This is a genomic window from Bacillus sp. ISL-4, assembly GCF_018613275.1.
Taxonomy (GTDB): domain Bacteria; phylum Bacillota; class Bacilli; order Bacillales; family DSM-1321; genus Peribacillus; species Peribacillus simplex_E.
On record NZ_JAGGQN010000013.1, the window covers coordinates 68752 to 82815 of the forward strand.

Sequence of the window (14064 nt, forward strand, 5' to 3'; positions counted from 1 at the left end):
TTTTCTTTCTCTATTCTACCATGAGTAGAAGCGGAAAGAAAAATGACGGCATCAAGGTTATTTAGTATTTCCCATTAACAAGCTGGCATAAGGGGAGTCCGAAGGCAGAACGATGACCGTTTGATCTCCAATCGTTTTTTTGTAGGATTCAAGAGTCCTGTATAGTTTATAGAATTCGGGGTCTTTGGAAAACGACTTATTATAGATTTTCGCTGCTTCCCCTTCTCCTTCAGCCCTGATCACTTCTGCATCAGCCTCTGCAGTAGAGAGCAATTCTTTCACTTTCCGATCAGTATCCGCAATGATACGGTTTTTCTTCGCATCACCTTTGGATAGGTATTCTTGCGCTTTCGATTCCCGCTCGGAAATCATCCTCTTGAAGACGGATGCTTCGTTTTCGGAGGGTAAGTCAGTCCGCTTTATCCTGACATCCGTCAAGCTGATTCCGTAACTGTCCTTTTGCAGCAGTTCGTTGACTTTTTCGGTAATGCGGTCGTTTAAACTTCCCCTGGATGATTTCTCATCATTGATGATCTCATCATAATTCAGCTGGCCCAGCTCTGAACGAACTGCCGAATAGATGAACTCTTCCATTTTCGTTTCGGCATTCTCAAGTGTCCTTGCATTTGTAATCAATTTCTTCGGATCTTCTATTCTCCAAACTGCATAGTTATCGATCAGCATCCGCTTTTTATCTTTCGTATTGATTTCCGCTTCGGAAACATCAGAAGTCATCTGATACTTCGGCAAGGTCATGACACTCTGAATGAATGGCACCTTCGCCTTCAATCCCGGGGTCTTATCGATCCTTACCACCTCACCAAATTGGCGGACGACTTTGTATTCGCCCTCTTTGACGATATAGACATTGGTGAGGATGATTAACAGCAACGCGATGAAAATAATCAGGAAAATGCCGATTCTCACATAGCCCCTCCAATGAAAATCCCCTTTTTTCAACTCAGAGAAATCTATTATTTTTCCGCTCATTGTTTAGTGCCCCCTTCCCCTGTCGCTTTTTCTTCCGATGCATTCCCTATTTTCGTTTCTTCTTCGGGTATAGCGGCTTCATCAGAGGCAGGAGTTTTTTTCGTTTCCTCCTTTTCAAGTGAGCGAAGCGGCAAGTACTTCATTGTGTTTCCATCATCATTCATAATATACATCTCTGCATTCGGCATTACTTCCTCAAGGGTTTCAATAATAAGGCGGTCCTTCGTAATCCCCTTATTGCCCTTATACTCACTGAGTAATTTTTCAAAAACCGCTACATCCCCGCGGGCAGCTTCCGTACGGGCAGCTTTATCCCCATTAGCCTGTGAAATGAGGGCATCTTTTTCCCCTTCCGCTTCATTCATACGCTTATTTTCATATTTATCCGCTTCATTGATTTTCGTATTCGCCGTTTCCCGGGCATCCGTTACATTGGTAAATGCTTTTCGCACTTCTTCATTCGGCAACTCCACGTCCTGGAGTTTAACCGCAGATATGGAAATCCCGACATCATATTTCTCCATTAGCTGTGACAATAAATCGCGTACATCCGCTTCGATTTGCGCTTTACCAGATGTAAGGGCATCATCGATTTTCGTGCTGCCGATAATGCTCCGTAATGCAGCTGAAGTCGTATCGTATAATATTTTTTCTGGATCATCCGCATTGTATAGATATTTTGGAGGGTCGGTGATTTTCCACTGGACCACCAGGTCGGCCAGCACAATATTTTCATCACCCGTAATCATTTTGGTCTCACTCGGGTAATCCTTCACCTCTCCATCCTCTTCCTTATATCCAAATTTAAGACTGAATGTTTCTTTGGATAATTTCTCGACCGATTGAACGGGCCAAGGCAGTTTAAAGTGAAGTCCTGGTTCCGTTATCGTTTGCTCCACTTTACCAAACGTCATTATGACAGCTTGATCGGATTCATCAACCGTGTACCAGGTCGATATCGCAACTACACCTAAAATTAAAATAAGAAAGACAAGTCCTGTGATCGTATATATCCTTTTTAAGCTAACGATATGTATCACCCCTTCTTTGCAGTTATATCTTATTTACGCAAGGAAGGGCCTAAAGTTTCATAAAAATCAAATATTTTCCCAGGAAAATAGGATAGAGGAATCGTTCCCGGGGAATATAGCCAAAATTAAAAGACAGAGACTATGTCTCTGTCAATGTTTAACTCCTTGGATGAGGGGTTGTACAACCATTGTACCCCTGCATTATGAAGTCCGTTTTAAGGAATTGTAAAGGACATGTAAATAAGAAATCCGCTACATTCCTTTTAAGCTTTTATTTAATGTGACTGTAAAAGTCGTCCCTGTTCCAGGTGTGCTTTCCACATTGATTTTACCTTTATGGACTTCTATTATATGCTTGACGATTGCCAGTCCAATGCCCGTTCCTCCTGAATCGCGGCTCCTCGCCTTATCGATCCGGTAAAACCGTTCAAAGATCCTCGGCAGTTCTTTTTCTTCGATGCCGATCCCGCTGTCTTGCACTGCTATATCGACCGTCTGTTCATTTTCAATGATATCAACGGTGACCCTGCCGCCATTTGGTGTATAGGTCAATGCGTTCGTAATCAAATTGATGAAAACCTGTTTGATCCTGTCAGATTCCCCTTCAATGAATACCGGTTCCGGTGATGTTTTAATTTCAAGGGATACTTCTTTTTCTTTCAGCTTGCCTATGAGCATCTCTTGTATTTCGCCAAGCACCTTCGTAATATCCACGACCCCTGCGTTTAAAACGAATTCCTGTTGCTCCATTTTAGATAAATTCAGAAGCTCCTGAATGAGTTCTTGCAGCCGATCACTTTCTTTCAGGATAATCGATAAAAAGTGCTTTAAGGTCTTTTCGTCTTTTAAGGCGCCATCTAACAATGTTTCAGAAAAGCCTTTAATAGAAGTGATCGGGGTTCTCAATTCATGGGACACATTAGCCACGAAATCCTTCCGCATCTGCTCGAGCCTTTTCAATTCGGTAATATCATGGAAAATGAGGAGGATCCCCTTCCATTCATCATGATTCCCGATAATGGGAGCCCCGTAAATCTCAAAATGCTTACGTTCTATGGCAAGCGGTATCTTCACCTGTCGTTTAATCGTTTTTTCCGTTCGAAAGATTTCTTCGATGATGGCTATGACTTCCTGTTCTTTAATGACCGAATAATATTCCTGAAACAAAAACGTAGCGGAGTTCACACGGAAGCTTTTCTTGAATTCCCGGTTGATTAATGTGGTATACCCTTTACTGTCTATCAGCAAGACACCACTACCGATGTTTTCAACAAGTGTTTCCAAACGATCCTGATTCATTTCCCTCGCTATCTCTGTTTCCTGAAGATTCCTCGCCAATATGTTCAAGGAAGTTGTCAGCATTCCCGTTTCATCGGAATGCCGCCCGAATGTCCGGGTTCCATAATTCCCTTTTGCCAGTTCAATGGCCGCCATCGTCGCCTCCTCGATCGGACGCGTATAATATGAAGTGATTTTGCTCGCAAGCATGAGAATGATGATCAAGGCAACCCCTAAACAAATGATCAATATTTGCCACATTTGTTTATTCACTTGATTGATGGCCTCTATTTCATTGCTATGTACGACAAAGCCTTCAATCTCTCCATCCTTTTCAACCGTCTTCCAATAATAATGGAGGTCCGATTCGCCTTCGACCACTTCATACCCTTCCCCTTGCTTAAGCCCTTTTTCCAAAGTTATTTTACGAAGGACATTGGCATGGCCTTTAAATATTTCATTGGATGATGTCGAATCGTATAATATTTCCCCATTCGTGGAGAGAATGGTTAAATTCGAATCTAAAAGGGGTGTCAGTTTTGCCGTCTTCCCTTTTTCCAAAAAGGACTCAATCCCGCCATGCTCCTGAATATATGTAGAAATGAAAAACGTTTCGTTCTGTATACGGTCATTGAACGTTTTAATATAATAGCTTTTGAACAAGTGTCCTAATAAAAAGCCCACGGCCATCAGGACGACCATCACCAATGTGATGAGGGTATATAAGAGCTTTTTACGATAGGTCGTCATTCTTTTTTAGGCTCCTCAAGCTTATACCCCAAGCCCCTTATCGTTTTAATATATAATGGTTTTTTTGTATCTTTTTCTATTTTTTCACGAAGATGGCTAATATGGACATCGACGATTCGTGAGTCTCCCGCGAAATCATAATTCCATACCGCACTGAGCAGTTGATCCCTGGTCAGCACTCTTCCTTTATTCTTCGCCAAGTATAAAAGTAATTCAAATTCCTTTGGAGTCAATTCTAATTGCTGTTCATCAAAGAATGCTTCGTATCGTTCCGGGAACACTTTCAATTCCCCTAATTTCAAGAGGCCATCTTCCTGATCCTGACTTGAATCACTGCCGTTAGCTTGTAACTGGGATCTTCTTAAAATGGCTTTAATCCGGGCCACTACCTCCCTAGGACTGAATGGCTTGGTCAAATAATCATCCGCCCCTAGTTCAAGTCCCAGCACCTTGTCAAATTCATCGTCCTTAGCTGTCAGCATCAAGATCGGTATATTGATTTTTTGCTGGCGAAGCTGCTTACATACTTCAAGCCCGTCCATTTTAGGCAGCATCAAATCCAATACCACTAAATCGGGGCGTATATCCACGGCAGCCTCCAGCCCTTGTTCTCCATCTAAAGCTGTGATTACCGAATAGCCTGCTTGTTCTAAATTGTACTGAAGTAAGGTAACTATTGATTGTTCATCATCCACTACGAGAATTTTCTTTGACATTAGATCCTCCTGAATTCTGTATTACCCAAAAGACCAATTTCTTGGTCTACTCATCCAATTCCATTATAAAGAATATTATATGAAATTTACACATAAAAAAACGAAAGAAAGTTATTCCTTATCTTCAGCAAGGAGATTATAAGTTCCAGCGGACTTTTGAAGCGAAAAAAAACTGCCCGGAATCGGAAAAAGACCATGGCCTTTTCTTCCTATTTCCGAACAGTCTGATCATGATCACTTATTGAAGGACTTGCATTACTGCTTTAACTGATTCAACTGATTTTGAAAGTGCCGCTTTTTCGTCTTCAGTCAATTCAAGTTCGATGATTTGTTCAATACCGTTTGCACCCAGTACAGTCGGCACTCCAAGGTAGATACCTTCAAATCCGTATTCACCTTCAAGGTAAGCGATGGACGGGAGAACGCGACGTTGGTCTTTAAGGATCGCTTCAGCCATTTCCACTAGAGATGCAGCTGGTGCATAATAGGCGCTTCCGTTTCCAAGAAGGTTGACGATTTCTCCGCCGCCAGTGCGGGTACGAGCCACGATTGCTTCTAAACGATCTTTAGGGATCAATGTTTCCAAAGGAATTCCGCCTGCATAAGAGTAGCGTACCAGAGGAACCATATCATCTCCGTGTCCGCCAAGTACAAAACCAGTTACATCTTTAACCGATAAGTTTAATTCTTGAGCTACGAAAGTACGGAAACGAGCTGTATCAAGGACACCTGATTGTCCGATAACGCGTTCTTTAGGGAAACCTGATTCTTTGTAAACAGTGTAAGTCATTGCATCTACAGGGTTAGTCAAAACGATGATGGTTGTGTTAGGGGAATATTTAACGACTTCTTTAGTTACTGATTTCATAACTTTTTGGTTAGTTTGAACTAAGTCGTCACGGCTCATGCCGGGTTTACGGGCAATTCCGGCAGTGATGATCACTACGTCGGAATCAGCTGTTTCTGCATAGTCGGATGTACCGATGATGTTAGCATCGAAACCTAGGACAGGTCCTGCTTCCGCCATATCAAGGGCTTTACCTTTAGTAGGGTTTTCAGCTTGCGGGATATCAACTAAAACGATATCGCCAAGTTCTTTTTGAGCGGCTAGGAATGCTGCTGTAGCACCAGTGAATCCAGCACCTACAACTGTGATTTTTTTACGTTTAGACATGTTATTTCCTCCTTAAAATATATGAATACTTTTGGAATACTTTTAACATCCTCATGAAAATATATATAAGCTTCCTGGAAAAGCAGCCCATTCAGGCACTTTTCCAGAAAGCATGTAATGAATTATTTAAGGTTTTTGATAAGCTCGTCAGCGAACTCAGAACATTTAACTTCCGTCGCACCTTCCATTAGGCGGGCAAAGTCGTATGTAACAACTTTAGAAGCGATTGTTTGTTCCACTGATTTAGTGATGCTGTCTGCAGCTTCGTTCCAGCCAAGGTGCTCAAGTAAAAGAACGCCTGAAAGAAGAACTGAAGATGGGTTAACTTTATCAAGACCAGCATATTTAGGAGCCGTTCCGTGAGTTGCTTCGAAGATGGCATGTCCAGTTTCGTAGTTGATGTTTGCTCCTGGAGCGATACCGATTCCGCCAACTTGTGCAGCTAATGCATCAGAAATGTAATCTCCGTTCAAGTTCATTGTTGCAACAACATCAAACTCTTTAGGACGAGTCAGGATTTGTTGTAAGAAGATATCAGCAATGGAATCTTTAACGATGATTTTGCCTTCAGCTTCAGCAGCAGATTGTGCTTTGTTAGCAGCTTCAGTGCCTTCAGCATCTTTAATTTTGTCATATTGGTTCCATGTAAACACTTTATCGGCGAATTCTTGTTCTGCAACTTCATAACCCCAAGTTTTGAATGCGCCTTCCGTGAATTTCATGATGTTACCTTTATGAACAAGCGTTAATGATTTACGGCCTTCTTTGATCGCATAGTTAAGTGCAGCGCGAACAAGACGTTTCGTTCCTTCTTCAGAAATCGGTTTAATTCCGATACCTGAAGTTTCAGGGAAACGGATGTTTGTAACACCGAATTCAGTTTGTAGGAAGTCGATTAATTTCTTAGCTTCGTCAGAACCTTTTGCATATTCGATACCAGCATAGATGTCTTCAGTGTTTTCACGGAAGATGACCATGTCAGTGTCTTCTGGACGTTTAACTGGTGAAGGTACACCATCAAAGTAACGTACTGGACGAAGACATACGAATAAGTCCAATACTTGACGCAATGCAACGTTCAATGAGCGGATACCGCCGCCGATTGGAGTTGTAAGAGGTCCTTTAATAGCGATTAGATATTCGTTAATGACATCAAGAGTTTCTTGTGGAAGCCATTCGCCCGTTTGGTCAAATGCTTTTTGTCCAGCTAAAACTTCTTTCCATTCGATTTTCTTTTCGCCATTGTAAGCTTTTTCAACTGCTGCGTCTAAAACGCGGGATGCTGCAGCCCAGATATCAGGACCGATTCCGTCTCCCTCAATATAAGGAACGATTGGATTGTTTGGTACGTTAAGAGCACCGTTAGTAACTGTGATTTTTTGGCTTTGTGTCATGTCTCTTACCTCCGATTCAAATTCAAAGGTTAGATGGCCTGCCATTTAATGAAGCAGAACCACTAACCTTTTTTACTCACATCTATTAATTTACTACAAATTCGATGAAATAAAAAATGATTTTTCGAAAAAACTTTTAATTAGCGTTTTTCAATCGGTACGTATTTTTGCATACCTGGTCCAACGTACTCTGCACGCGGACGGATAAGACGGTTGTTTGAATATTGCTCAAGGATATGAGCGATCCAGCCTGAAGCACGGCTTACAGCAAAGATTGGTGTAAATAGGTCATGCTCGATACCTAAACTGTGGTATACGGAAGCAGAATAGAAATCCACGTTCGGCGGAAGATTCTTTTGACCAGTTACGATTTCATTAATTTTGATGGACATATCATAATATTGCGGTTGTCCAGTAAGTTCAGTCAGTTTTTGTGACATTTCTTTAAGGTGTTTAGCACGTGGATCACCTTTACGGTATACACGGTGGCCAAAGCCCATGATTTTTTCTTTATTGGCTAATTTTTCGTTGATATATGGCTCAACGTTATCCACTGAACCAATTTCTGTAAGCATTTTCATGACTTGTTCGTTAGCTCCGCCGTGAAGTGGGCCTTTTAAAGCGCCGATGGCAGAAGTTACGCCAGAATAGATATCAGCTAATGTAGCCACACAAACGCGTGCAGTGAATGTAGAAGCGTTCAATTCGTGGTCAGCATGGAGAACCAATGCTTTGTTGAATGCTTCTTCTTCGATTGCCGTTGGTTCATTACCGCTTAACATATATAAGAAGTTAGCAGCAAAGCTTAAATCTGTACGTGGCGCAACCGCTTCTTTACCTTGACGGGTGCGAGCGAAAGTTGTTACCAATGTAGGGATTTTTGCTTGGATGCGGATTGCTTTACGATAGTTAGCGTCTTCACTCATTACATCTGCTTCTTCATCATAAAGACCCAGAAGAGATACTGCTGTGCGAAGAGCTCCCATTGGATGTACTTTATCAATTGGGTATGTTTTGAAGTGATTAACCACTTCAGCTGGAATTTCAGCATTTTCAGCAAGTTGTTTAGTTAATTCTTCTAATTGGCTTTTGTTCGGAAGAGCTCCGTGCCATAAAAGATAGATTACTTCCTCGAATGTTGCGTTAGAAGCTAAATCATCGATGTCATATCCTACATACGTTAATGTATCATCGATAATGGAGCTTACTGATGAAGTTGTTGCTACCACACCTTCAAGACCTTTTGTTGCTGTCATACTAAATCTCTCCTTTTCCTAAGTATTCCCCTATGCCCTTGCTCATTGCGTATAAATATAGCGCTTCCAAGGAATTAGCTATTGTATACAACCATCTATTTTTTAGCAGAAGACATACATCTTGTATTGGAAGCGTTCACAGAATATGACCCCAACAATAGTAAAATGTACGATAATCTTTAATAAGAAAATCTAAAAATAATGCTTGTAGCTATTCCTAGTGAGCGCTTGCTCAATAACTACATCTTTTTTTTAAGATTCCTCAAAAATATCAATGATATTCTGAATCCCAATTTTAATAAATCAGAGCAGTTACACCATTATTATAAACAATAAACACTTTTTTGGGAATGAAAAGCACCTAAAATGTGAAAAAATTATTATTTTATTAGAAAAATTAGCTACATATTCTCTTGCTTTTTTTTATGCGACTCAAAACGTTTTTTTGAAAATTCGCCTCAAAGCAGAATAAACGAAACATTAAATAGAGAATTTATATCCCCAGGACTGACAGGCTTTTCTCCCCTTTGCCACTTGCTTCATTTAAAAAAATTGAAGATCTGCATGCATAAATAAGCAATTCCAGCCCCGATTAACGGTCCGACAGCCACACCTTTGAATAATGCGACTGCAAGAATCGTCCCAAAAACAAGAGCCGTGGTAATGTGCGGATCATGTGATAGGAGCGTAATCCCATTTTTCGCTATGAGCGCAACCGCTATTCCAGATGCAAGCGCAATCCAGGCATAAGGAGATTTTATTGCGTCTCCGAGTTCCTTGAAACCTATTGCCCCGTTTGCTATGGGTATGAGTACCGAAATCGTAATGATTGTAACGCCCAGGTTGATTCCTTTCGCTTCCAGGTATGGAAACACTTTAGAGTCAAGGCCAATCAGTTTCATGCTTAAAAGAAAACCCGCAGCCATGATCAGTGAGGTGTTTTTCCCAAACCAACCGATTGCAGCAAGCAGAATTAAAAATACTACAGGACCGTTGATCATTCTCCCTTCACCTTCTTCCTTCTGTTTTTGTTATTTTAACATAACAAACTCCCATGTTTCCTGGGAGAAAAATGATTTATGGAACGATGCATCGGCGGAAAAAAGTTAAGCCGAAAGATGAAAGAATCTTTCCTTTCTTTACCATCATCGTTACAATTATAATACAAACTTTATGATTGAAGGAGGATATGACTTGAATCCGGTATATATGTATCGTTTCATTCGCTCTTTACTGGTCATCGGAGGGATTATTTTAGGCGGAATTGCCTTGTTTTATTTATCTAAATATACATATCCATTCATCATTGCCATGATAATCGCTTTCTTGATGAATCCCCTGGTCACTTTTTTCGAAAGGAAAGGAAGGCTGCCACGGGGGTTGGCTGTATTCGTTTCCCTTTTACTCATTTTCCTTTTATTTGCGGGTCTTATCACCTTACTGGTCACCGAGATCATTTCAGGGACCAATTACCTAGCAGGAGTCATCCCGAAACATATTGAAACCATCGTGGATTATATAGAAACTTACATCGCGTCCACCGTCATCCCTTTTTATAATCAAATAGCTGCCATGTTCAATAATTTGGATACCGAACAGCAGGACACAGTCCTCAAGAATATCCAAAATATCGGTGAATCGATCACTACCGGAGTAAGCGGCTTCATTCAAGCTTTCTTGAAGAACATCCCCACAATCATCGGATGGTTTCCAACTACAGCAACTGCACTCCTTTTTACCCTGCTGGGCACTTTCTTCATCAGCAAAGATTGGGATAGCTTTAGCCGCATGACCGGAAAAGTGTTGCCTGATAAGATTTTTGCGGGTGCCAAGCGTTTATTCAGGGACTTAAAACGGGCTTTGTTCGGATTTATCCGTGCACAATTCACTCTTGTTTCGTTGACGACTGTCACAATTTTAATAGGATTTCTCATTTTGGGGGTGAATTATTCAATTACCATTGCCCTGATATGCGGACTGGTCGATATCATCCCCTATTTAGGGACAGGTACGATTTTCATTCCTTGGATCATCTTTGAATTCATCGCCGGGAATACAAGTCTTGCAATCGGTTTGTCCGTTCTTTACATAATCGTCGTTGTCCAGCGTCAGTTAATAGAGCCGAAAGTACTTTCTTCCAGTATTGGTTTGGATCCGCTTGCCACTCTCATCGCCTTGTTCATCGGCTTCAAACTGATCGGTTTCCTAGGTCTGATTGCAGGACCTGTCGTACTTGTCATATTCAATACACTCCAGCGTGCCAATGTCTTCAAGGCAACATGGACTTTCATCATCGGAGATACGAAGAAAACGACTTAAGATATTCCAGACACAATTAGCATTCACCCATTTCCATTTAAAAATCCGCCTTGGGTACAAGGCGGATCTTTGGTTTTAAGCAAAATTATTTTGACGTCTCGAATTGTTCCGTTTCAGTAGAACCTGCAAGCGCTGTTGTGGATGATGTTCCACCAGAAACGACTTGTGCCACTTCATCAAAGTAACCAGTTCCCACTTCACGCTGATGACGTGTTGCTGTATAGCCGTCGGGTTCACTAGCGAACTCCGCTTGTTGAAGTTCTGAGTATGCAGCCATGCCGCGGTCTTTATAACCAAGAGCAAGGTTGAACATGCTATGATTTAATGAATGGAATCCTGCAAGTGTAACGAATTGGAACTTATAACCCAATTTACCCAATTCCACCTGATAATTTGCAATCTCTTCATCACTTAATTTCGCTTTCCAGTTAAATGATGGGGAACAATTGTAAGCTAGCAGTTTGCCCGGGAACTCTGCATGGATCGCTTCGGCAAAGCGGCGAGCATCCGCTAGATTAGGTTCAGAAGTCTCACACCAGATAAGGTCGGCATACGGCGCATAAGCAAGGCCTCTTGCAATTGCTTGGTCAAGACCTGCATTCGTGCGGTAGAATCCTTCTGGAGTCCTTTCACCAGTGATGAATGGTGCATCGACCGGATCGATATCATCGGTGATCAAATCTGCAGCATCTGCATCCGTACGGGCAATCAAGATAGTCGGTGTACCCATTACGTCGGCTGCCAATCGGGCGGAAACTAAATTACGTACTGCCGTTTGGGTTGGAAGAAGGACTTTACCGCCCAGGTGACCGCATTTCTTCTCGGAAGAAAGCTGGTCTTCAAAATGAACGCCTGCCGCTCCAGCTTCGATCATGCCTTTCATTAATTCGAAGACGTTAAGGGAACCGCCAAAGCCTGCTTCAGCATCCGCCACGATTGGAGCGAACCAATCGATATCATCTTTTCCTTCAGCAAAGCTGATTTGGTCTGCACGCTGAAGTGTCTGATTAATGCGTTTAACTACTTGCGGCACGGAGTTGGCTGGATATAAACTTTGGTCAGGGTACATTTGCCCTGCGATGTTAGCATCTGCCGCCACTTGCCAGCCGCTTAAGTAGATTGCTTTTAAACCAGCTTTCACCTGCTGCATGGCTTGGTTACCAGTCAATGCTCCTAATGCATTGATGAAATCCTCCGTATTCAATAGATCCCATAGTTTTTCAGAACCACGGCGTGCCAATGTTTGTTCAATATCGATGGAACCTCTTAGTTTAATAACTTCTTCGGCCGTATAAGGACGTTTAATACCAGTCCACCGTGAGTCATTTTCCCAGCTTTGTTGTAATTTTTGGGCTCTCTCATTCATCATCATTATTTCCTCCTAATTTATATTTTGAATATTAAGATAATTTTTCGTATGCGGCATTCGTTAAGAAATCTGCAAAGTCATCCGCTTCAATCAATTGTTCAAATAGTTCAGTAGACTCTTCAAACTTTCCTGATTTGAAAGTTTCTTCCCCTACTTCCGATTTAATGACCGCCAATTCTTCTTCTTTGATTTGATGGAATAATTCCTTGGTTATTTTCCTGCCATCTTCGAGAATGCCTTTTGGATGACGGATCCATTGCCAAACTTGAGCCCTTGAAATTTCAGCGGTTGCAGCATCTTCCATTAAGTTATTGATGGGTGCCGCACCTCTGCCACTTAACCAAGAGGCGATATATTGGATGCCTACGTTAATATTCGTCCTTAATCCTGCCTCTGTGATCGTTCCCTCCGGTACAGCCAGCAACTCTTGAGCTGTTACATGGACATCTTCCCGTTTTCGGAAAATTTGATTCGGTTTTGGGACGAGCAGGTCAAAAACCTCTTTTGCCGTGCTTACCATACCTGGATGGGCAACCCATGTTCCATCATGACCGTCTCTTGCTTCGCGTTCTTTATCTGCCTTTACTTTTGCAAAAGCCTCATCGTTCTTAACCGGGTCATTTTTAACAGGAATTTGCGCCGCCATCCCGCCGATTGCAGGAGCATTACGAGTGTGACATGTTTTGATTGCCAATAAGGAATACACCCTCATGTTCGGGACGGTCATCGTGACCTGCTGCCGGTCTGGGAAGATGACATCATCCGAGTGACGGAATTTTTTCAGGAAACTAAAGATATAATCCCAGCGGCCACAGTTCAGGCCTGCCGAATGTTCTTTAAGCTCGTACAGAATTTCGTCCATTTCGAATGCAGCAAGAATCGTTTCTATCAACACCGTTGCCTTGATGGTCCCTTGCGAAATTCTCAAATCGTTCTGTGCATATACGAATATGTCATTCCATAATCTTGCTTCGAGATGGCTTTCCATTTTTGGTAAGTAAAAGTATGGACCGCTTTGTTTTTCGACCAACGCTTTTGCGTTGTGGTAAAAGTACAGTCCAAAATCAAAAATGCTGGCTGATATAGGCTGTCCATCCAAAAGGACATGTTTTTCCTCCAAATGCCAGCCGCGTGGCCTTACCTTTAGGACAGCTGTTCTTTCATTTAATTCATACACTTTGCCATTTGGATTTTTAAATGAAATGGTTCCGCGGATTGCATCCCGCAGATTCAATTGGCCATCAATGCAATTCTCCCAAGTGGGTGAATTGGCATCTTCAAAGTCCGCCATGAATACATTGGCACCCGAGTTCATGGCATTAATGATCATTTTGCGATCAACAGGTCCAGTGATTTCAACCCTGCGGTCCTGCAAATCATTCGGGAGGGGCGCAATCGTCCAATCACTTTCGCGAATATGCTTCGTTTCTTCAAGGAAATCAGGAAGCTTACCTTGATTCAGTTCTTCCTGAACGCTTTTCCGCCGTTCTAGAAGTTCTGCCCTTCTTCCATTGAAATGCCGTTCAATTCTTTCGATGAATTGAAGAGCTTCCGTTGTAAGTATTTGTTCATATCCTGGCTTAATGTTGCCTGTAATTTGTAAGCCTTTTGCTTCCGTAATCATGTTGCCTCTCCACATCCTTTCCAACTCTTTTATGTTATAATACAGTTGTTTTATTTCCTGTTTGTATTATATAACACGTTGTATAAATTTGTCACCAGTTTTTTCTAAAAAATCTAAAAAAAAGATTTTCAATCATAGAAAAGCCTGATTTACCAATGTTTTC

General features: G+C 41.8%; 11 protein-coding genes. 1 reads left to right on the forward strand and 10 read right to left on the reverse strand.

Annotated elements, in window-relative coordinates; all coding sequences use genetic code 11:
* Positions 1–57: 57 nt before the first annotated feature.
* The 8 genes from hflC to J7J00_RS12070 form a co-directional block, all read right to left on the reverse strand.
* Complete coding sequence (gene hflC / locus J7J00_RS12035) at positions 58–990, reverse strand: protease modulator HflC (RefSeq protein ID WP_098369989.1); 933 nt, start codon at positions 988–990, stop codon at positions 58–60.
* Entirely contained in the window at positions 987–2021 is a 1035-nt protein-coding gene (gene hflK, locus J7J00_RS12040; RefSeq protein WP_214791048.1) for an FtsH protease activity modulator HflK, read from the reverse strand. Before hflK ends, hflC begins: the two co-directional genes overlap by 4 nt.
* Positions 2022–2273: 252 nt before the next feature.
* Positions 2274–4049, reverse strand: a complete 1776-nt coding sequence (gene pnpS, locus J7J00_RS12045) for a two-component system histidine kinase PnpS (RefSeq protein ID WP_214790914.1) — start codon at positions 4047–4049, stop codon at positions 2274–2276.
* Positions 4046–4765, reverse strand: a complete 720-nt coding sequence (locus J7J00_RS12050) for a response regulator transcription factor (RefSeq protein WP_098369987.1) — start codon at positions 4763–4765, stop codon at positions 4046–4048. Before J7J00_RS12050 ends, pnpS begins: the two co-directional genes overlap by 4 nt.
* A gap of 238 nt (positions 4766–5003) precedes the next feature.
* The gene (mdh, locus tag J7J00_RS12055; protein ID WP_214790916.1) at positions 5004–5939 is read right to left on the reverse strand and encodes a malate dehydrogenase; all 936 of its coding nucleotides are present in this window, start codon (positions 5937–5939) and stop codon (positions 5004–5006) included.
* A 122-nt stretch (positions 5940–6061) separates the two neighbouring features.
* Entirely contained in the window at positions 6062–7378 is a 1317-nt protein-coding gene (gene icd, locus J7J00_RS12060) for an NADP-dependent isocitrate dehydrogenase (protein ID WP_286201309.1), read from the reverse strand.
* Between the two features lie 95 nt (positions 7379–7473).
* Positions 7474–8589, reverse strand: a complete 1116-nt coding sequence (citZ, locus tag J7J00_RS12065) for a citrate synthase (protein ID WP_214790920.1) — start codon at positions 8587–8589, stop codon at positions 7474–7476.
* A gap of 539 nt (positions 8590–9128) precedes the next feature.
* The gene (locus J7J00_RS12070; protein ID WP_214790922.1) at positions 9129–9590 is read right to left on the reverse strand and encodes a DUF441 domain-containing protein; all 462 of its coding nucleotides are present in this window, start codon (positions 9588–9590) and stop codon (positions 9129–9131) included.
* 193 nt (positions 9591–9783) lie between these two features.
* On the opposite strand from J7J00_RS12070, the gene ytvI reads away from it, so the two are divergent.
* Positions 9784–10908: a sporulation integral membrane protein YtvI gene (ytvI, locus tag J7J00_RS12075; protein ID WP_214790925.1), complete on the forward strand. Its 1125-nt coding sequence runs from the start codon at positions 9784–9786 to the stop codon at positions 10906–10908.
* An 85-nt stretch (positions 10909–10993) separates the two neighbouring features.
* Here ytvI and aceA read toward each other — a convergent pair whose 3' ends face one another.
* Both aceA and aceB read right to left on the reverse strand, forming a co-directional pair.
* A complete protein-coding gene (aceA, locus tag J7J00_RS12080) occupies positions 10994–12277 on the reverse strand; it encodes an isocitrate lyase (protein WP_098369982.1) in 1284 nt (427 codons plus the stop codon).
* Between the two features lie 31 nt (positions 12278–12308).
* Positions 12309–13901, reverse strand: a complete 1593-nt coding sequence (aceB, locus tag J7J00_RS12085) for a malate synthase A (protein WP_214790927.1) — start codon at positions 13899–13901, stop codon at positions 12309–12311.
* Positions 13902–14064: the final 163 nt, after the last annotated feature.

What these genes read in the sequence shown, in the direction of transcription:
- mdh (WP_214790916.1), bottom strand. Translation starts at nt 5,939, where the DNA reads ATGTCTAAACGTAAAAAAATCACAGTTGTAGGTGCTGGATTCACTGGT.
- citZ (WP_214790920.1), bottom strand. Translation starts at nt 8,589, where the DNA reads ATGACAGCAACAAAAGGTCTTGAAGGTGTGGTAGCAACAACTTCATCA.
- J7J00_RS12050 (WP_098369987.1), bottom strand. Translation starts at nt 4,765, where the DNA reads ATGTCAAAGAAAATTCTCGTAGTGGATGATGAACAATCAATAGTTACC.
- hflC (WP_098369989.1), bottom strand. Translation starts at nt 990, where the DNA reads ATGAGCGGAAAAATAATAGATTTCTCTGAGTTGAAAAAAGGGGATTTT.
- pnpS (WP_214790914.1), bottom strand. Translation starts at nt 4,049, where the DNA reads ATGACGACCTATCGTAAAAAGCTCTTATATACCCTCATCACATTGGTG.
- aceB (WP_214790927.1), bottom strand. Translation starts at nt 13,901, where the DNA reads ATGATTACGGAAGCAAAAGGCTTACAAATTACAGGCAACATTAAGCCA.
- aceA (WP_098369982.1), bottom strand. Translation starts at nt 12,277, where the DNA reads ATGATGAATGAGAGAGCCCAAAAATTACAACAAAGCTGGGAAAATGAC.
- J7J00_RS12070 (WP_214790922.1), bottom strand. Translation starts at nt 9,590, where the DNA reads ATGATCAACGGTCCTGTAGTATTTTTAATTCTGCTTGCTGCAATCGGT.
- icd (WP_286201309.1), bottom strand. Translation starts at nt 7,378, where the DNA reads ATGGCAGGCCATCTAACCTTTGAATTTGAATCGGAGGTAAGAGACATG.